Here is a 17,285-nt window from a genome sequence, read left to right as displayed (position 1 = left end):
CTCAGGCTGTCCCTTTGGCCCTTGATCGCTGGATCGGTCCGACGACGGTTCGGATGGTGCGACTGGCTGGATTCGTCCGCTCCGCTACACGTCGCGGAACCGGTTGATGGCGTCGATGTGCTTGTCGCGCAGCTCCTGGTCGCGGACGCCCAGGCCTTCCTCGGGGGCGAGGCAGAGCACGCCGACCTTGCCCTGGTGGAGGTTGCGGTGGACGTCGTACGCGGCCTGGCCGGTCTCCTCCAGGGAGTAGACCTTCGACAGGGTGGGGTGGATCTTGCCCTTGGCGATCAGGCGGTTGGCCTCCCACGCCTCGCGGTAGTTGGCGAAGTGCGAGCCGATGATCCGCTTGAGCGACATCCACAGGTAGCGGTTGTCGTACTCGTGCATGTATCCCGAGGTCGAGGCGCAGGTGGTGATGGTGCCGCCCTTGCGGGTGACGTAGACGCTGGCGCCGAACGTCTCGCGGCCGGGGTGCTCGAAGACGATGTCGATGTCCTCGCCGCCGGTCAGCTCGCGGATCTTCGAGCCGAAGCGCTTCCACTCGCGGGGGTCCTGGGTGCGCTCGTCCTTCCAGAACTTGTACCCCTCGGCGTTGCGGTCGATGACCGCCTCGGCGCCCATCTTCCGGCAGATCTCCGCCTTCTCGGGCGAGGAGACCACGCAGATCGGGTTGGCGCCGCCGGCCAGGGCGAACTGGGTCGCGTACGAGCCGAGGCCGCCGCTGGCGCCCCAGATCAGGACGTTGTCGCCCTGCTTCATGCCGGCGCCGTTGCGGGAGACCAGCTGGCGGTAGGCGGTGGAGTTGACCAGGCCCGGGGAGGCGGCCTCCTCCCAGCTCAGGTGCGCCGGCTTCGGCATCAGCTGGTTGGACTTGACCAGGGCGATCTCCGCCAGGCCGCCGAAGTTGGTCTCGAAGCCCCAGATGCGCTGCTCGGGGTCGAGCATCGTGTCGTTGTGGCCGTCGGAGGACTCCAGCTCGACGGAGAGGCAGTGCGCGACGACCTCGTCGCCGGCCTTCCAGGAGTTCACGCCCGGGCCGGTGCGCAGGACGACGCCCGCGAGGTCGGAGCCGATGATGTGGTACGGCAGGTCGTGGCGCTTGGTCAGCTCCGACACGCGGCCGTAGCGCTCCAGGAAGCCGAACGTGGACAGCGGCTCGAAGATCGAGGTCCACACGGAGTTGTAGTTGACCGAGGAGGCCATGACGGCCACCAGGGCCTCGCCCGGGCCGAGTTCCGGCACCGGGACCTGGTCGAGGTGCAGGGACTTGCGGGGGTCCTTCTCGCGGGTCGGGAGCCCGGCGAACATCTCCGTCTCGTCCTTGTGCACGGTGATCGCGCGGTAGGACTCGGGGAGCGGCAGGGCCGCGAAGTCGGCGGCCGTAGCGGCCTGCGACTGGATCGCGTCGAGGATGTCCTTCACGGTGTTGCCTCCGGCGGCGCTGGAATGAGGGTGCGCTCAAGGGGTGCGCAGGTGCGCGGGTACGGGTGGTGGGTGCTGCGTGGTGCCGTCGGTCCGGCGGAGCGGTGGTGCTGGGGCGACGCCAGTGGTGCGGCGTGCGGGTGCCTGGTGACGCAGGCGTCCGGGGCGCGGTCCGTGCCGAGTGGGCGTGGACCGCGGGGACATCCGGACGGGTTCAACGTATGGCACCCCGTGTCACTCGACAAGGCACCGCGTGCCAAAACTTTCTCTCATTTGCCGATTGACCTGCGCAGATGAGCGATGATCGATCAGAGTTACCGGTGAGTAGGGGCAACTCGGACAAACGGAAGCGGCCGCTCCCTCGAGGGGAGCGGCCGCTGTGACGCGCATCGCTTCAGGTGGTTCGCGGTGGTGCCGGGCGGTGCTAGTGATCTGGTTTGCAGATCCTGTCGCAGTAGCGGCAGATGCGGTCGAGGATCTGGTCGGCGGTTTTGGTCCACTTGAAGGGTCGGGCCTCGTCGTTCCAGACCTTGATCCAGTTCTCAAGTGCGGCCTTGAGGTCGTCGAGTGAGCAGAACACCCCGCGTGCGAGGCAGCGCCGTTCCAGCTCGGCGAACCACCGCTCGACCTGGTTGATCCACGACGAGTACGTGGGGGTGAAGTGCAGCTGGAAGCGTGGATGCGCGAGCAGCCACTTGTGCACCACCGGTGCCTTGTGGGCGGAGAGGTTGTCGCAGATCACGTGGACCGCCAGACCGGGATCGGTCTGGCGGTCGATCTCGTCGAGGAAGTCACGGAAGTCCACGGCCCGGTGCTGAGCGGACAGCTTCGTGATCACCTTGCCCGTCGCGGTGTTCAGAGCCGCGAACAGGTCGACAGTGCCGTGGCGGACGTAGTCGAAACTCCGCCGCTCGGGCACTCCCGGGATCATGGGCAGCACCGGCGCGGTCCGCTCAAGGGCCTGGATCTGCGGTTTCTCGTCCACCGCGAACACCGCCGCGTTGGCCGGCGGGGCGAGGTAGAGGCCGACGACGTCACGGACCTTGTCGATCAGGAACGGGTCAGGGGAGATCTTGAAGGTCTCGGTTCGCCACGGCTGAAGGCCGAAGGCGTGCCAGATACGCAACACGCTCGCCGGAGAGATCCCCACGACCTTGGCCAGCTCCCGCTTCGACCAGTGCGTCCCGCCCGCAGGGGTCTCCTCCACGGTGCGGACCACCACTTCTTCCACTTGGGCGTCGGTGATGGTCCGCGGCACGCCGGGCCTGGGCTCGTCGGCGAGCCCGTCCAGCCGCTCCCGCAGGAACCGGGTCCGCCATCTCGCCGCTGTCTTGCGCTCGATTCCCAGCCGCGCGGCCACGACGGTGTTGTTCCACCCTCGCGCGCATGCCAGCACGATCCGAGCACGCTGGGCCAGGCCCTGCGCAGTCGAACGCCGCCTGGCCCAGTTCTCCAACGTCAGCCGCTCGGCATCCGACAGCACTACCGGCGGCAGCCTGGTATCACCCATCCGTCCAGGACACCGGCCGCAAACCGGTCACGTCAGGCGAACCCCAAGATCTGAAACAGGACACGCCTCATGAGGCGAGCCCAGACCTCAAAACCAGATCACTAGCCGTGGTTGCGCAGGGCTTCTTCGATGGTCCGCATGACCTCGTCCAGCGGGGCGTCCGTACGGGCCACCGCCACCAGCACCTCGTCGTGCGCCCGCACCGCCGCCGCCGGCGCCGCCTGGGCGGAGGCGGGCACCGAGGCCAGGCTCCGGCCCGCGCCGATGCCGGTGCCGAAGGTCTTGCGCACGATGGCGAAGGCGTGGTCCAGCTGGGCCTCCACGTCCCCCTGGCCGCCGGAGCGCAGCCAGCGCCGCAGCACGTGGTTGTGGGCGGTGACCACCGCCGAGGCGGCCACCTCCGCCAGCAGCGGGTCGTCGTTGCCGTCGTGGTGGTCGGTCTCGTCGAAGTGGGCCAGCAGGTAGCGCGTGAACAGCCGCTCGTAGCGGGCCACCGACGCGATCTCCCGCTCCCGCAGCGCCGGAACCTCCCGCGTCAGCCGGTAGCGCTCGACCGACACCGCCGGGGAGGCGGCGTACATCTTCATGACTTCCTTGATCCCGCGGCACACCGTGTCGAGCGGGTGTTCGTGTGCCGGGGCCACGTCCAGCACGGCCTCGGCGCGGGTCAGCGTGTCGTCGTGGTCCGGGAAGATCGCCTCTTCCTTGGACCGGAAGTGCCGGAAGAAGGTCCGGCGCGCCACCCCTGCGGCCGCGGCGATCTCGTCGACCGTCGTGGCCTCGTACCCCTTGGTCGCGAACAGCTCCATCGCGGCGGTGGCGAGCTCTCGGCGCATCTTGAGCCGCTGCGCGGCCGCCTTGGTGCCGGCCGCGCTCTCCGGGCTGTCGGAGGCCGTGGCGGCGCGGGGCGAGGTCTTGGCGGACTGGGACATAGAGCGAAAGTACTTCATTCGCGCCGGGGCGCGCGTCTGAGGGGGGTGGGACGGGAGTGATGGATGCGGGGGAGGGCCCGCACTGGGCTCGGAGGGTGCGGCCCGCCGTGAGGGTCCGGCGGACCCGAGCAGCCCTCCCCACGCATCCGGCTCGTGTGCCCCGTGGGCAGGGCGCGGCTTACCGGCGGGCGTACTCACGGAATCCGCGGCCGGTCTTCCGCCCCAGGCAGCCCGCCGCCACCAGGTGCTCCAGCAGCGGGGACGGGGCCAGGCCCGGGTCGCGGAACTCCTTGTGGAGGACCTTCTCGATCGCGAGGGAGACGTCCAGCCCGACGACGTCCAGGAGCTCGAAGGGCCCCATCGGGTAGCCGCCGCCCAGCTTCATGGCCGCGTCGATGTCGTCCAGGCTCGCGTAGTGCTCCTCGACCATCTTGATCGCGTTGTTCAGGTACGGGAACAGCAGCGCGTTCACGATGAACCCGGCCCGGTCCCCGCAGTCCACCGGGTGCTTGCGCACCTTCGTGCAGACCCCGCGGACCGTGGCGTGCACGTCGTCCGAGGTCAGGACGGTGCGGACCACCTCGACCAGCTTCATCGCCGGCGCCGGGTTGAAGAAGTGCATGCCGATCACGTCCTGCGGGCGCGAGGTCGCGCGGGCACAGGCGATCACCGGCAGCGAGGACGTGGTCGTGGCCAGGACCGCGCCCGGCTTGCAGACCTTGTCGAGGGTGGCGAACAGCTCCTGCTTGACCGCCAGGTCCTCGGCGACCGCCTCGACGGCCAGGTCCACCTGCGCGAAGGCGTCCAGCGAGCCGGCCGGGGAGATGCGCGCCAGCGTCTGCTCGGCGGCCTCCTGCGTCAGCCGCCCCTTGGCGACCGCCCGGCCCAGCGACGTGCCGATGGCGGCCTTCGCGGCCTCGGCCTTCTCCTGGCTGCGGGCGGCGAGCACCACCTCGTAGCCGGCCTGCGCGAAGACCTGCGCGATCCCGCTCGCCATGGTGCCCGAGCCGGCCACGCCGACCGAGGAGACCGGGCGGCCCTCGCCGAGCCGCGCCCCGTCCAGCGGGGTCTGCGCGTCGCGGACGACCGCCGGGCTGCCCGGCTCCTCGTACGTGTAGAAGCCGCGCCCGGACTTCTGCCCGGTCAGGCCGGCCTCGGCGAGGTGGCCGAGGATCGGGGCGGGGGCGTGCAGGCGGTCGCCGGAGGCGGCGTACATGGCCTCCAGGACGGTGCGGGCGGTGTCCACGCCGATCAGGTCGAGCAGCGCCAGGGGGCCCATCGGCAGGCCGCAGCCGAGCCGCATCGCCGCGTCGATGTCCTCGCGGGAGGCGTACTTCGACTCGTACATCGCGGCGGCCTGGTTGAGGTAGCCGAAGAGCAGGCCGTCGGCGACGAAGCCGGGCCGGTCGCCGACCGAGACGGGCTGCTTGCCCAGCTCGCGGGCCAGCGCCGTGACGGCCTCCACGGCCGTCGGGGCCGTCAGCACGCTGGAGACGACCTCGACGAGCTTCATCGCGGGCGCCGGGTTGAAGAAGTGCAGCCCGAGGACGCGCTCGGGGCGCTGCGACTCGGCCGCCAGCCGGGTCACCGACAGGGCGTTGGTGCCCGTCGCCAGGATCGTGTCGGGCCGCACGACGGCGTCCAGCTCGGCGAAGATCCGCTGCTTGAGCGGGTAGTCCTCCGGGACGACCTCGATGACGAGGTCGGCGTCGGCGGCGGCGCTCAGCTCGGTGTAGGTGCGCAGCCGGGCGAGGACGGCCTCGCGCTCCTGCTCGCTGATCCGCTCGCGGGCCACGGAGCGGGCCGTGGCGGCGGCGAGGGCCGCCGTGGCCCGGCGGGTGGCCGCCTCGCTGATGTCGATGCCGATGACCTCGCGGCCGGCGCGGGCGAGGACCTCGGCGATGCCGGTGCCCATGGTGCCGAGACCGACGACGGCGATGGTCTGGAGGGTGGACTGACTGGACGTGGACGGAAGGTCCATCGCGGGACTCCAGTGGATGAGGGTGACGACTGGGGGCGGCGCGCGGTGCACGACGCGCGGCCGGAAGGGCCAAAGAAGGCCGGCAAGGGTGCGAGAACGACGGGAGGTTCCGCGCAGGAGCCCAGGGGGCGGGGCGGAGAGCGGCGGACCCTGTCCCGGGGCCGCGCCGCGGAGAGCGCCGTACGCGGAGCAGGCGGGCTGCTGCAGTGCAAGGCGTGCGGGCGGTGCAAGGCGGTACGTGGCGTACCGGACCGACTGCACGAGGCGGCTGCGTCACCAGGCCGGCCCCGTACGTGTTGAAGGGAGACTAACCCGTCGGTAACTGCTTGGCCAGAGGCAGGGATACACCCGCCGGTGTGACGTACGCCGCGGCGGGCGCCGCCACCGGCGGCCGCGGCCGGACGGCAGGCCACCGCACCCTACGGGCCGTCAGGTGCGCGCGCACCGCCCGCGGCAGGGCACCGCAACCCGGCCAACGCCCCGCCCCGGGCCCCCCGCACCCCCTAGGGTGGGCGCCGTGAGCGACGTACTCGGGCGCCTGCGCGCCGAAGCCGAAGCGGACGGATCCGGCGGGCCGCGGCGGTACGCGGAGCTGCTCGTCGCGGAGCCGGACGCGCTGGCCGCCTCCCTGACGTCGACCGGGCTGCCCCTGTGGGCCCGGGAGCTGGCCGCGTACCGGCTGGGCCTGGCCGGCGACCGCCGCGCCTTCGAGCCGCTGGTCCTGCTGCTCAACCACCGCGACCCCCCGCGCTGCGCGGCCGCCGCCGAAGCCCTGGCCGTCCTGGGCGACCCGCGCACCGCCCGCGCGGCGGCCGCGCTGGCCACCAACGAGCTCCGCACGGCCTACGCCCTGCAGCCCGTGCGGCTGCTGGCCGCGCTGCGCGCGCCGGAGTCCGCCCCGGCGCTGATCCGCACCCTGTCCCGGCTGCTCGCGCCGAACGACCCGTACTGGCGGGTGGCGCTGGCCTGCGTGGAGGGGCTGGGGGCCCTGGCGGACCCCGCCTCCCGCGAGGTCCTCGCCCGGGCCCAGGCCCACCCGCGGCTGGCCGTCGCGGCGACCCAGGCGCTGCGCGCCCTGCCGCGGACCGCCTGACCCGGCTGGGGGAGCCGGCCGGGCCTGGTGCCGGCCCGCCCTCATGCCTCCGCGGGCAGGACGGCGTAGGCCTCGATCTCCACCAGGAGTTCGGGGCGGACCAGGGCCGAGACCTGGACGGCCGTGGAGGCCGGCAGCCGGTCCGGTGCGATCACCTCGTCGCGGGCCGCCCGTACCGCCGCCATGTGGGCCATGTCCGTGACGAAGTACGTCAGCTTCACCACGTCCTCGAAGCCCGCCCCGGCCGCCGCCAGGCACCGGCGCAGGTTCTCGAACACCTGCCGGGCCTGGGCGGCGGCGTCGCCCGCGCCGACCACCGCGCCGCCCTCGTCGAAGGAGCACTGGCCCGAGACGGCCACGAACCTGCCCGTGCCCCAGACGACGTGGCTGTACTGCGGGCTCGGGCTGACGCCCTCCGGGGCGGGGACACGGGTGATCGCGGTGGTGGTCATGGGCAGGATCCTGCCCGGTCGCGGTCAGCCGCGGAAGCCCAGCAGCCCGTGCAGGGCCGCGGCGCCCGCCGAGGGCACCGCCGCCCGGGTGGCCGCGGCCGGCTTCGGCTCGGGCTGCGCCGCGCAGGCCGCGTCCGCGGCCGCCCCCGTCCTCAGGTACGCCGCCACCTTGTCGTCCAGGCACTTGTTGCCGCTCAGCGAGATGCCGTGGTTGCCGCCGCCCTCCTCGACCACCAGGGCCGAGCCCTTCAGCTTCTCCTTCATCGCCAGCGCGCCCCCGAACGGCGTCGCCGCGTCGTCGGTGGCCTGGAGCAGCAGCGCCGGCGGCAGGTCGGCGTTGGCCACGTCCGGCGCCTGCAGCGGCTCCGTCTTCCAGAACGCGCACGGGGCGTTGTACCAGGCGTTGTTCCAGGTCATGAACGGCGCCTCGAGGTGCGTGCGCCACATGTCCGCCCGCCACCGGTTCCAGTCCTTCGGCCAGGCGGAGTCCCGGCACTGCACGGCCGTGTACACGCTGTAGCCGTTGCCCGCAGACGGCTCCACCGCGCCGAACTTCTCGTACGCCGCCACCAGCGGCGCCGGGTCCCCGTCCACCGCGTACTTCGAGAACGCCTCGGCCAGGTTCGGCCAGTAGCCGTTGTAGTACCCGCCCGGCATGTACGTGTCCTCCAGCTCGGACGGGCCCACCTTGCCGCCCGCCGGCTCCGCGCGCAGGGCGTCGCGCACCGCGTACCAGCGCCGCTCCACCTCGGCGGCGTCGGTGCCGAGCCGGTAGGCGGCGTCGTGCTCGGCGACCCAGGCCAGGAAGGCCTTGTGGCGGGCGTCGAAGGCGCGGTCCTGCGCGAGGTTGTCCTCGTACCAGACGCCGCCCGGGTCCACGACGGAGTCCAGGACCAGGCGGTGGATCCGGTCCGGGTGCAGCCGCGCGTACACCGCGCCCAGGTAGGTGCCGTACGAGTAGCCGAAATAGCTGAGCTTCTGCGCACCCAGCGCGGTGCGGATCAGCTCGATGTCGCGGGCGGTGGAGACGGTGTCGATGTAGGGGAGCACGTCCGCGTGCTTGGCCTGGCAGGACTCGGCGAAGGCCTGCACCCGCTTCAGGTTCGCCTCCTCGGCCTGCGCCGCGTACGGCACGGAGTCGGGGCGGACCGGGTTGAAGTGGCCGGCCGTGCAGTCGAGGGCGGGCTCGCTCTTGCCGACGCCGCGCGGGTCGAAGCCGATCACGTCGAACTGGGCGGCGACGTCCTTCGGCAGCGCGGTGGCGATGTACGGCGCCAGACCCCGGCCGCTGCCGCCCGGGCCGCCCGGGTTGACCAGCAGCGGTCCCTGGCTCTTGGCGGCGGTGTGCGGGACGCGGGTCAGGGCCAGGGAGATCTGCCGGCCGGCGGGCCGGGCGTGGTCGAGGGGGACCTTGAGGGAGGCGCACTGCAGCGTCGGGTAGCGGGTCGTGGCGCAGCCGGTCCAGCGCAGTGCGGCGGCCGCCGCGGCGGGGGCGCCGGCGGACGGGTGCGGGGCGGCCGGCGTGGCCCCCGCCGGGCCGGTCACCGCGGCGGCGGTGGCGGCGGCGGACAGCAGGACGGCGGCGCGCTTCTTCAGGGGACCGCGCTTCTTCATCGGGTGCATGGGGCCTCCCAGCCGAGGGTTCTGGGCGGAATCGTCCCGGAAACCCTGCCCGGAAGGCGGCATTGGGCGGCGGATTGGCCCGATGTGATGAGATTTCAGCGGCCGGTGCGACGCGGCCCCCGGATCACAGGAGCGTGAGCTGCGCCGGCCCCGCGGACTCCGGGCCGGCCGGCGGCTCGGGGGCGGCGATCCGGCGGGACGCGCCCCGCCGGGCGGGGCCGATGCCGAATTCCGCCGCCAGCTCGTGGACTTGGCGGGTGATGCGGCGCTGGTACCAGGTGGGCGCGTACGCCCCGTCCGCGTACATCCGCGCGTACCGCCCGACCAGGTGCGGGTGGTGCCGGCCCAGCCAGGCGGTGAACCACTCCCGCGCCCCGGGCCGCAGATGGAGTACCAGGGGTGTCACGGAGGTCGCGCCCGAGGCGGCGACCGCCGCGACGGTGGCCCGCAGCTGCTCGGGGGAGTCCCCGAGGAAGGGGATCACCGGGGCCATCAGCACCCCGCACTCGAGGCCGGCGTCGGTCAGGGCGCGCACGGCGGCGAGCCGCGCGGCGGGGGACGGCGTGCCCGGCTCGACGGTCCGCCACAGGGCGGTGTCCGTGAAGCCGACGGAGACGGAGACCCCGACCTCCGTGACCTCCGCGGCCGCGCGCAGCAGGGGCAGGTCGCGCAGGATCAGCGTGCCCTTGGTGAGGATGGAGAAGGGGTTGGCGCGCTCGTGCAGGGCCTCGATGATCCCGGGCATCAGCCGGTAGCGGCCCTCGGCGCGCTGGTAGCAGTCGACGTTGGTGCCCATGGCGATGTGCGCGCCGCTCCAGCGGCGCGAGCCGAGCTCGCGGCGCAGCAGCTCGGGGGCGTTGGTCTTGACCACGATCTGCGAGTCGAAGCCGAGCCCGGTGTCGAGGTCGAGGTAGCTGTGCGTCTTGCGGGCGAAGCAGTAGACGCAGGCGTGGCTGCAGCCCCGGTACGGGTTCACGGTCCACTCGAACGGCATCCGCGAGGCGCCCGGCACCCGGTTGAGGATCGACCGGGCCCGGACCTCGTGGAAGGTGATCCCGCGGAACTCGGGGGTGTCGAAGGTGCGGGTGACGACGGAGTCGGTGCCGAAGAGGGCGAGCGGCCCGGCCCCTGCGCCGTCCCGGCCGCCGCCGTCGTCCCCGGTCAGGTTGTCCCAGCGCATGGCGCGCCTCCCTCGGTAGCTCACTCCTTCCCGAGAATAGAACAAACGTTCCCATGATCGTGCGGGAGCGGCCTCGCGGGCGAGGTCGGGGGCGCCGTGCCGGAGGGTGTCGCGCAGCCTGAGCAGAGTGCGGCGGCGGGAGCGCGCCCGGACGGACCGGGGCGTGCCCGCCGCGGCGGCGAGGCGGCGCCGACGGGCGCGGTGGCCGGGGCCGCGGCCGCGGGGGCGCACAGCGCGGCCGGCACCGTCCCGGCCGCACCGGTCGCCGCGGTGGCCCCCGGCACCCGGCACCGGGTACCGCGCGTACAGCGGCCGGCGCCTGGTCAGCACCCACCCGGCGAAGGCGGCCCAGGCCAGGCCGATCGCGATCGGCCGGGCGAAGGCGGCCTGCGTCCACACCGAAGCGGACCGGGCCCGGTGGCCGAAGCAGCCCGACCAGCGCCGCCCCGCACCCGCCGGCCGGCCCGGTGATCGACGATCACGGTTCGCCGACGGCCGCCGACCGTCTGCGGCGGCTCAGGTCGTCTCCAGGTGCAGGGGCGGGACGTCCGGCCGGTCGAAGCCGAACACCTGGGCGTACAGCGAGAGTTCCGCCTCCAGGGCGCGGACCATGGTGTCCGCCCGGCGGAAGCCGTGCCCCTCGCCCTCGAACGCCACGTACGCGTACGGTACGCCCCGGCCCCGCAGGGCCGCCCGCAGCCGCTCCGCCTGGGCGGGCGGGCAGACCGCGTCGTCCAGGCCCTGGAGCAGCAGGAACGGCGCGGTGATCCGGTCGGCGCGGGCCACGGGCGAGCGCTCCCGGCAGCGTGCGGCGAGGGTCTGCGGCGGCCCGGCCAGACCCTCGACGTACCGGGATTCCAGGTCGTGTGTCTCCTCGGCGAAGCCCCGCAGGTCCAGGACGGGGTAGCGGATCGCGGCGCACGCGTACAGGGAGGTCGCGGCCAGCGACGCGGCGGCCGTCCAGCCGCCCGCGCTGCCGCCCCGGATGGCGATCCGCTCCGGGTCGGCCGTGCCCTCGGCGGCCAGGGCCCCGGCCACGGCCGCGCAGTCCTCGACGTCGACCACGCCCCACTGCCCGCGCAGCCGCTCCCGGTAGGCGCGCCCGTAGCCGGTGGAACCGCCGTAGTTCACCTCGACCACGCCGATGCCGCGGGAGGTGAAGTACGCGATGTGCAGGTCGAGCACGGGGGACACGTGTTCCGTGGGGCCGCCGTGCGCCCACACCGCGTACGGGGGCAGCTCCCCGGCGGGCGCCCGGCGGGCCGGGTGGCGCGGCGGGTAGACGTGGGCGTGGATCTCCCGGCCGCCGGGCCCGGAGAAGGTGCGGGTCTGCGGTTCGGGGTAGTACGCCGGGTCGACGGGACCCGCTCCGGCCGCGCCCGCCACCCGGGCGTGCCCGCTCCCGGTGTCGAGCTCGACGACCTCGTAGGCGCTGCGCGGGCCGGCCGCGACCCCGTAGACGAGGCTGCCGTGGACGGCGAGGGCGGGCTGCCAGGCGGTCCAGGGCCCGGCGGCGTCCACGAGGTCGCCCGTCCGCGGGTCGAGCACGCCGAGGACCGGGGAGCCGCGGCCGTGCAGCACGGCCACCAGCCCGTCGGGCAGCGGGGCGAGCCAGCGCAGGCCGGGCTTCCACAGCGGGCCGCCGAACTCCTCCTGCCGCGGGCAGAGGTTGACGGCCTCGCCGGTGTGCGGGTCGACCCGGTACGGGTTCCACCAGCCGCTGCGGTCGCTGACCGCGAGCAGGGTGCCGTCGGGCATCCACTCCACCTGGGCGACCGCCTCCTCGGGGCCGCCGACGAGGGTGCGGGCCGCGGCCAGGGTGCCGTCCGCGCGGACCTCGGCGAGCCGGACCTCGGTGCCGTCCCAGGGCATCCGCGGGTGGTCCCACACCAGCCAGGCCGCGTACCGCCCGTCGGGGGACAGCCGCGGGCCGGTGGCGAAGCGGTACCGGTCGTCGGTCAGCTCCCGTACGCGCGAGCGGTCTCCGGCGGCCGAGCCGTCCAGCGGTACGGCGGCGAGGACGCGGCGCACGTCGGTGGGGGCCGGCCCGGTGAACTCCTCCAGCACGCACCAGACCTCGTCCCCGCGCACCACCGGATCGGCCCAGCGCAGGCCGCCGCCGACCGGGGAGAGGGGGGTGAGGGGGCGCGGGGCGCTCCCGCCGGTCCCGCCGGGGGCGTCGGGCTCGTACGCGTACAGCCGCTGGTCGCCGTGGTGGGCGAACACCACCAGCGGTCCGCCGCCGGGCCGCTCGGCCCCCGCCCAGGGCATGCCGCCGTACTCGGTGAAGGCGCTGCGGACGTTCCACGGCGCGGGCAGCACCGAGACCGCGGGGCCGCCGGCCGCGGGGCGGCGCACGAGGGTGCGGCGGCCGCCCTCGGCCGGACGCGGCTCGGTCCACCACACGTCGGAGCCGATGGTGCCGAGGTACTCGGGCCGGCCGTCGAGGGAGGCGGCGAGCGCGGCGTCGACGGGCGAGGGCCAGCTGCCGTACGGCTGCTCGTCCATCACAGCGTCCGCAGCGCGTGGTCGAGGACGCGCACGCCGAAGTGCAGGGCCTCGACCGGGACCCGCTCGTCCACCCCGTGGAAGAGGGACCAGTACTCGAAGTCCGGCGGCAGCTTGAGCGGGGAGAAGCCGTAGCCGGTGATCCCGAGCCGGGAGAACTGCTTGGCGTCGGTGCCGCCCGCCATGCAGAACGGCACGACGCGCCCCTCGGGGTCGAAGCGCTCGACGGACTCGCGCAGGACGGCGAAGGTCCGCCCGTCGACGGGGGCTTGGAGGGCCACCTCGCGGTGGTGGAACTCCCAGGTGACGTCGGGGCCGGTCAGTTCGTCCAGGGTGGCGAGGAACTCCTCCTCCCCGCCGGGCAGCGTCCGCCCGTCGACGTAGGCCGTGGCGTGGCCGGGTACCACGTTGACCTTGTAACCGGCGCTCAGCATCGTCGGGTTGGCGCTGTTGCGCAGCGTCGCCTCGACCAGGGCCGCGGCCGGGCCGAGCTTGGGCAGGACCTCGTCGAGGTCGGTGCTGCGGGCGTACGGATCGACGGACAGGCCCTGCAGGGCGGCGAGTTCGGTGATGCAGGCGGCGACGGTGTCGGTGAGGCGGACCGGCCAGCGGTACGCGCCGATCCGTGCGACGGCGGCGGCGAGCCGGCTGACGGCATTGGACCGGTTCGGCTTGGATCCGTGCCCGGTCGTGCCGTGCGCGGTCAACTTCAGCCAGGCCGTCCCCCGTTCGCCGGCGGCGATCGGGTAGAGGGCCTGTCCGGGACCGTTGTGGACGGTGAAGGCGCCGGACTCGCTCAGGCCCTCGGTGCAGCCCTCGAAGAGGTGCCGGTGGTGGTCGGCGAGGAAGCCGGACCCGTCGACCGCGCTGTCCTCCTCGTCGGCCGTGTACGCGATCACGATGTCCCGGCGGGGCCGGACGCCGGCTCGCGCCCAGGCCCGCACCACCGCCAGCACCATGGCGTCCATGTTCTTCATGTCGACGGCGCCGCGGCCCCACACCACCCCGTCGCGGACCTCGCCGGAGAAGGGGTGCGTGCTCCAGTCGGCGGCCTCGGCGGGGACCACGTCGAGGTGGCCGTGGACCAGCAGGGCGTGCGCGGAGCGGTCGCTGCCCGGGATCCGGGCCACCACGTTGGTGCGGCCGGGCGTGCGCTCCAGCAGGACGGGTTCCAGGCCGGTCGCGGCGAGGCGCTGGGCGACGTACTCGGCGGCGGGGCGCTCGCGGCAGTCGCCGCCGCCGCGGTTGGTGGTGTCGATGCGGATGAGGTCGGAGGTGAACGCGACGGCCTCGTCGAGCGCCACCCGGTCGACCGGGGAGGCGCACGGGGCGCCCGTGCACGGGGCGCCCGCGGCGGCGGCGTCCGCGGGCAGCGGTCCGGGGGCGTCCTCCGAGGCCGGGTGCCGGGGGGCGGCTTCGGGCATGTCAGCCATACTGCTCCTCCACGGCCGCGCCGACGACCGTCGTGACCGCCTTGAAAGTGCGGATCCCCTCGTACATGGTTGCGCTGGTGTACGCGACGCGGCGCTCGCCGCAGCGCTCCACGCCGGGGACGACGGTGGCGGCCATCGCCAGGTGCTCCGCGTCGAACTCGACCTCCACGGCGTGGGGTCCCCGCTGCACCGGGTCGCGGCGCACCGCCAGGCCGGCGGCCTCCTTGGCGGCGGCCCGGATGTCGGCGGCCGTGCGGGCGGGGGTGCGGCAGACGGCGGCGTAGCGGGACACGTGGTCCTTGACGGCGACGGTCACCGCCTCCGGGGCGTAGCCGGCGGCGTCGGCGCAGGTCAGGTCGTCGCCCGTGACGAGGACGACGGGGGCGCCGAACTCGGCGGCGACCCGGGCGTTGAGCAGCCCCTCGCTCGCGCGGACCCCGTCCAGCCAGACGCCGGTGATGGAGTTCTCCAGGTACGTGTGCGCGAGCACGCCCTGCGATCCGGCGCCGGTGTGGTAGCCGACGAAGGCGACGCCGTCGACGTCGCCGTGCTGCACGCCCTCGACCATGCTCAGGGACTTGTGGCGGCCGGTGATCATCTCGGCGCGCTCGTCGAGCCGCTCCAGCAGCAGGTTGCGCATGGTGGAGTGGGCCTCGTTGATCAGGACCCGGTCGGCGCCGCCGTCGAGGAAGCCGAGTACGGCCGCGTTCACGTCGGAGGTGAAAAGGGACCGGCAGCGCTCCCACTGGGGGGTGCCGGGCAGGACGTCCGCGGGCCAGGTGACGCCGGTGGCGCCCTCCATGTCGGCGGAGACGAGGATCTTCATCGGGCCCCCTGGGAGGGTCGGCTGCGATGCGCGGCGCGGCGGGCCGCCCGACCGGACGACCGCCTTCCGCACAGACCTCCAGCCTAGCCTCGCGGGCCCGCCGGGGCCTGCGGGCCACGCCCGGCGCGGCGGTCGAAGTGGCCGCGCGGGGACTGTAGTTCGGCCGGGTGCCGACGCGCCCGGGCGGAGTTCACCCGATGTGGTGAGGCCGTGTGCGCGGCCTCACCCCGGACGGCGCGCCGTGTGCGCGGCCTCACCCCCGACGCCGTACGGACCGGCGGCGGTCAGGGCCGGCGGGTGCCGGTCAGCTCTCCACCTCGCGGGCCAGGTTCTCCAGCACCGTGTCATAGATCCGGCCGAGGCCCTTGGGCGCGAAGGTGCGCTCGAAGAAGCCGCCGATGCCGCCGGCGCCGTTCCAGACGGTGGTGACCACGGCCTTGGACCGGCCCTCGCCGGCCGGGGTGACGAGCCAGGTGGTCACCATGGAGGAGTTGCGGTCCTTCTCCACCAGCTGGCCGTCGGTGGGCTCGGTGACCTCCAGCAGGCAGTCGCGCACGCGCTTGCTCGTGGCCTGCAGCTTCCAGTGGACGAGGGTGCCCTCGCCGTCGCCGCCCTCGCGCACCTCGTACTCGCTGAAGTGCTCGGGCAGCAGCTTGCCCCGGGTGCCGGTGTAGTCCGCCAGCGCGTCGAACACGGTCTCCGCGTCGGCCGCGATGATCCGCTCCGTGGTGGCCTCGACCTGCGCCATACCTGTTCCTCCAGCAGTTGTGTTGCCTCGTCGGCCGCAAGCCAACCACTTCCGGGGCGGCCGCCCAAAATCGGCCCCCCTCCGGCCCGGCTCCGTCCTCCCCAGGGCCGCCCCCGTGTCGTTGCCGCCGCGCCCCGGCCCGTTCCGAGGCGATGCGTGCGCTCCCGTGGAGGGAATGGCTGCCTCCGGGCGGAGGTCCGTCCGCGGGGGCGGAAGCCGGCCGGGCCAGGGCGCGGCAGGGCTCCGTCGCGCCCCCTCAGGCCGTGTGGAGCCAGACGCGGAGGGGTCCCAGCGGGGCGAAGCCGTGGGCGAGGGCCGTGGCGAGGTCCTCGCCGTGCTCGTAGCCGACGACCGGTCGGCCCGGCCAGAGGGCCGCGATGCGGGCCAGGGCGCCCGACCAGGCCTCGTCCGGGGCGACGCCGTCCCGTGTGAACACGTTCGAGACGCCGACCGCACCCGCGGCCTCGTTCGCGACCGCCCCGGCCACGATCCTGCCCTCCTCGGACCGCCCCGCCAGGAAGGCGATCTCCGGCGTCAGCAGGTCCGGCCGGAACAGCCCCGTGGACTCCTCGCCGTCCCAGGCGGCCTCCCACGCGTCGAGGTCCGCCGCGGAGGCGATCCGCGACCACGACAAGGAGGCGGCGGGGGCCGGCGCGGGGGCGTCCGCCGGGCGGTGCATCCACTGCGCCTCGAAGAGCAGTTCGAAGCCGGCCGGGGCGAGGTCGAGCACGGCGAAGCTGTCCTTGACCGAGCAGCCGGGGGAACCGGTGTCGATGGCGGCCGTCAGGGCGGCGGCCGACACCTCCCGGGTCAGGGTCACCGCATCGGGGTAGTAGGGCGGGGTGCGGCGCGCGCTCGTCCAGGAGTCGGCGCCGAACACGCCTCCGGGGCAGACCGCCGCGCACCAGGCGGCGTTGTTGCGCACGGCCGCTCGGAGGGCGTCCTCGGTGTTTCGGGTGATGATCACACCGGGAGCTTGGCACAGCGCCTAGCCTGGGGCGATGTCCTTTTTCCCGTACACCGCGGAGGGCGCCCGGGTCGGCCTGCGCCCCTTCCGGCTCGCCGACGGCCCCGAGTTCACCGCCCGCGCGCGCGAGAGCCGGGACCTGCACCGCCCCTGGCTGTTCCCGCCCGTCACCGAGGAGGAGTACGAGACGTACGCGGCCCCGCTGATCGAGGGCGACGCCCGAGCCGGGTTCCTCGCGTGCGAGCGCGCGACGGGAGCCATCGCCGGGTTCCTCAACGTCAACAACATCGTGCGCGGGGCGTTCCAGTGCGGCGCACTGGGGTACGGGGCCTTCGCGCACGCGGCGGGACGCGGCCTGCTCGGCGAGGCGCTCGAACTGCTCCTCGGCCACGCCTTCGCCCCCCAGGAGCGGGGTGGGATGGGCCTGCACCGGCTGGAGGCCAACATCCAGCCCGGCAACACCGCCTCCCTCGCGCTCGTCCGCGGCCGCGGCTTCCGCCTGGAGGGCTACTCGCCGGACTTCCTCCTCGTGGACGGGGCCTGGCGCGACCACGAACGCTGGGCGATCACCGCCGAGATGGCGGCGGCGTCCGGCCCGGGGGCCGCCTGA

Annotated in this window: 14 protein-coding genes; 2 read left to right on the top strand and 12 right to left on the bottom strand. The window is 74.1% G+C overall.

Features of this window, described 5'->3' with window-relative positions; translation table 11 throughout:
• Positions 1 to 84: 84 nt before the first annotated feature.
• The 4 genes from ccrA to AB0953_RS20145 form a co-directional block, all read right to left on the bottom strand.
• On the bottom strand, positions 85 to 1,422 hold the full coding sequence (gene ccrA / locus AB0953_RS20160) for a crotonyl-CoA carboxylase/reductase (protein WP_366860860.1): 1,338 nt from the start codon (positions 1,420 to 1,422) through the stop codon (positions 85 to 87).
• Between the two features lie 424 nt (positions 1,423 to 1,846).
• Complete coding sequence (locus AB0953_RS20155; RefSeq protein WP_366860859.1) at positions 1,847 to 2,932, bottom strand: IS630 family transposase; 1,086 nt, start codon at positions 2,930 to 2,932, stop codon at positions 1,847 to 1,849.
• Between the two features lie 101 nt (positions 2,933 to 3,033).
• Positions 3,034 to 3,864, bottom strand: a complete 831-nt coding sequence (locus AB0953_RS20150) for a TetR family transcriptional regulator (protein ID WP_366860858.1) — start codon at positions 3,862 to 3,864, stop codon at positions 3,034 to 3,036.
• A gap of 178 nt (positions 3,865 to 4,042) precedes the next feature.
• Positions 4,043 to 5,845, bottom strand: a complete 1,803-nt coding sequence (locus AB0953_RS20145; protein WP_366860857.1) for a 3-hydroxybutyryl-CoA dehydrogenase — start codon at positions 5,843 to 5,845, stop codon at positions 4,043 to 4,045.
• 517 nt (positions 5,846 to 6,362) lie between these two features.
• Between AB0953_RS20145 and AB0953_RS20140 the strand changes: the two genes are divergently transcribed.
• Positions 6,363 to 6,938: an adenylosuccinate lyase gene (locus AB0953_RS20140; RefSeq protein ID WP_366860856.1), complete on the top strand. Its 576-nt coding sequence runs from the start codon at positions 6,363 to 6,365 to the stop codon at positions 6,936 to 6,938.
• A gap of 41 nt (positions 6,939 to 6,979) precedes the next feature.
• Here AB0953_RS20140 and AB0953_RS20135 read toward each other — a convergent pair whose 3' ends face one another.
• The 8 genes from AB0953_RS20135 to AB0953_RS20100 form a co-directional block, all read right to left on the bottom strand.
• Positions 6,980 to 7,390: a RidA family protein gene (locus AB0953_RS20135; RefSeq protein ID WP_366860855.1), complete on the bottom strand. Its 411-nt coding sequence runs from the start codon at positions 7,388 to 7,390 to the stop codon at positions 6,980 to 6,982.
• Between the two features lie 24 nt (positions 7,391 to 7,414).
• Complete coding sequence (locus tag AB0953_RS20130; RefSeq protein WP_366860854.1) at positions 7,415 to 9,013, bottom strand: alpha/beta hydrolase; 1,599 nt, start codon at positions 9,011 to 9,013, stop codon at positions 7,415 to 7,417.
• Positions 9,014 to 9,137: 124 nt separating this feature from the next.
• A complete protein-coding gene (locus AB0953_RS20125; protein WP_366860853.1) occupies positions 9,138 to 10,193 on the bottom strand; it encodes an Rv2578c family radical SAM protein in 1,056 nt (351 codons plus the stop codon).
• A gap of 516 nt (positions 10,194 to 10,709) precedes the next feature.
• The gene (locus tag AB0953_RS20120) at positions 10,710 to 12,701 is read right to left on the bottom strand and encodes a prolyl oligopeptidase family serine peptidase (protein WP_366860852.1); all 1,992 of its coding nucleotides are present in this window, start codon (positions 12,699 to 12,701) and stop codon (positions 10,710 to 10,712) included.
• On the bottom strand, positions 12,701 to 14,134 hold the full coding sequence (locus AB0953_RS20115) for a M20/M25/M40 family metallo-hydrolase (RefSeq protein WP_366860851.1): 1,434 nt from the start codon (positions 14,132 to 14,134) through the stop codon (positions 12,701 to 12,703). The genes AB0953_RS20120 and AB0953_RS20115 overlap by 1 nt, the downstream gene beginning before the upstream one ends.
• Positions 14,127 to 14,960, bottom strand: a complete 834-nt coding sequence (locus tag AB0953_RS20110; protein WP_366860850.1) for a M55 family metallopeptidase — start codon at positions 14,958 to 14,960, stop codon at positions 14,127 to 14,129. Before AB0953_RS20110 ends, AB0953_RS20115 begins: the two co-directional genes overlap by 8 nt.
• A gap of 304 nt (positions 14,961 to 15,264) precedes the next feature.
• Complete coding sequence (locus AB0953_RS20105) at positions 15,265 to 15,708, bottom strand: SRPBCC family protein (RefSeq protein WP_361905876.1); 444 nt, start codon at positions 15,706 to 15,708, stop codon at positions 15,265 to 15,267.
• Between the two features lie 256 nt (positions 15,709 to 15,964).
• Positions 15,965 to 16,675 (bottom strand): hypothetical protein, encoded by a 711-nt coding sequence (locus tag AB0953_RS20100; protein WP_366860849.1) that lies wholly within the window; start codon positions 16,673 to 16,675, stop codon positions 15,965 to 15,967.
• A 34-nt stretch (positions 16,676 to 16,709) separates the two neighbouring features.
• Between AB0953_RS20100 and AB0953_RS20095 the strand changes: the two genes are divergently transcribed.
• Positions 16,710 to 17,285 (top strand): GNAT family protein, encoded by a 576-nt coding sequence (locus tag AB0953_RS20095; protein WP_366860848.1) that lies wholly within the window; start codon positions 16,710 to 16,712, stop codon positions 17,283 to 17,285.

Source organism: Streptomyces sp. NPDC046866, from assembly GCF_040704625.1.
Classification (GTDB): domain Bacteria; phylum Actinomycetota; class Actinomycetes; order Streptomycetales; family Streptomycetaceae; genus Streptomyces.
Note: the sequence above shows the minus strand (reverse complement) of the source record. Positions and strands in the feature narration are given on the sequence as shown.

Coding starts and splice junctions, on each gene's coding strand:
- AB0953_RS20120 (WP_366860852.1), bottom strand. CDS start 12,701: ATGGACGAGCAGCCGTACGGCAGCTGGCCCTCGCCCGTCGACGCCGCG.
- AB0953_RS20155 (WP_366860859.1), bottom strand. CDS start 2,932: ATGGGTGATACCAGGCTGCCGCCGGTAGTGCTGTCGGATGCCGAGCGG.
- AB0953_RS20135 (WP_366860855.1), bottom strand. CDS start 7,390: ATGACCACCACCGCGATCACCCGTGTCCCCGCCCCGGAGGGCGTCAGC.
- AB0953_RS20095 (WP_366860848.1), top strand. CDS start 16,710: ATGTCCTTTTTCCCGTACACCGCGGAGGGCGCCCGGGTCGGCCTGCGC.
- AB0953_RS20150 (WP_366860858.1), bottom strand. CDS start 3,864: ATGTCCCAGTCCGCCAAGACCTCGCCCCGCGCCGCCACGGCCTCCGAC.
- AB0953_RS20130 (WP_366860854.1), bottom strand. CDS start 9,013: ATGCACCCGATGAAGAAGCGCGGTCCCCTGAAGAAGCGCGCCGCCGTC.
- AB0953_RS20110 (WP_366860850.1), bottom strand. CDS start 14,960: ATGAAGATCCTCGTCTCCGCCGACATGGAGGGCGCCACCGGCGTCACC.
- AB0953_RS20125 (WP_366860853.1), bottom strand. CDS start 10,193: ATGCGCTGGGACAACCTGACCGGGGACGACGGCGGCGGCCGGGACGGC.
- AB0953_RS20105 (WP_361905876.1), bottom strand. CDS start 15,708: ATGGCGCAGGTCGAGGCCACCACGGAGCGGATCATCGCGGCCGACGCG.
- AB0953_RS20115 (WP_366860851.1), bottom strand. CDS start 14,134: ATGGCTGACATGCCCGAAGCCGCCCCCCGGCACCCGGCCTCGGAGGAC.
- AB0953_RS20145 (WP_366860857.1), bottom strand. CDS start 5,845: ATGGACCTTCCGTCCACGTCCAGTCAGTCCACCCTCCAGACCATCGCC.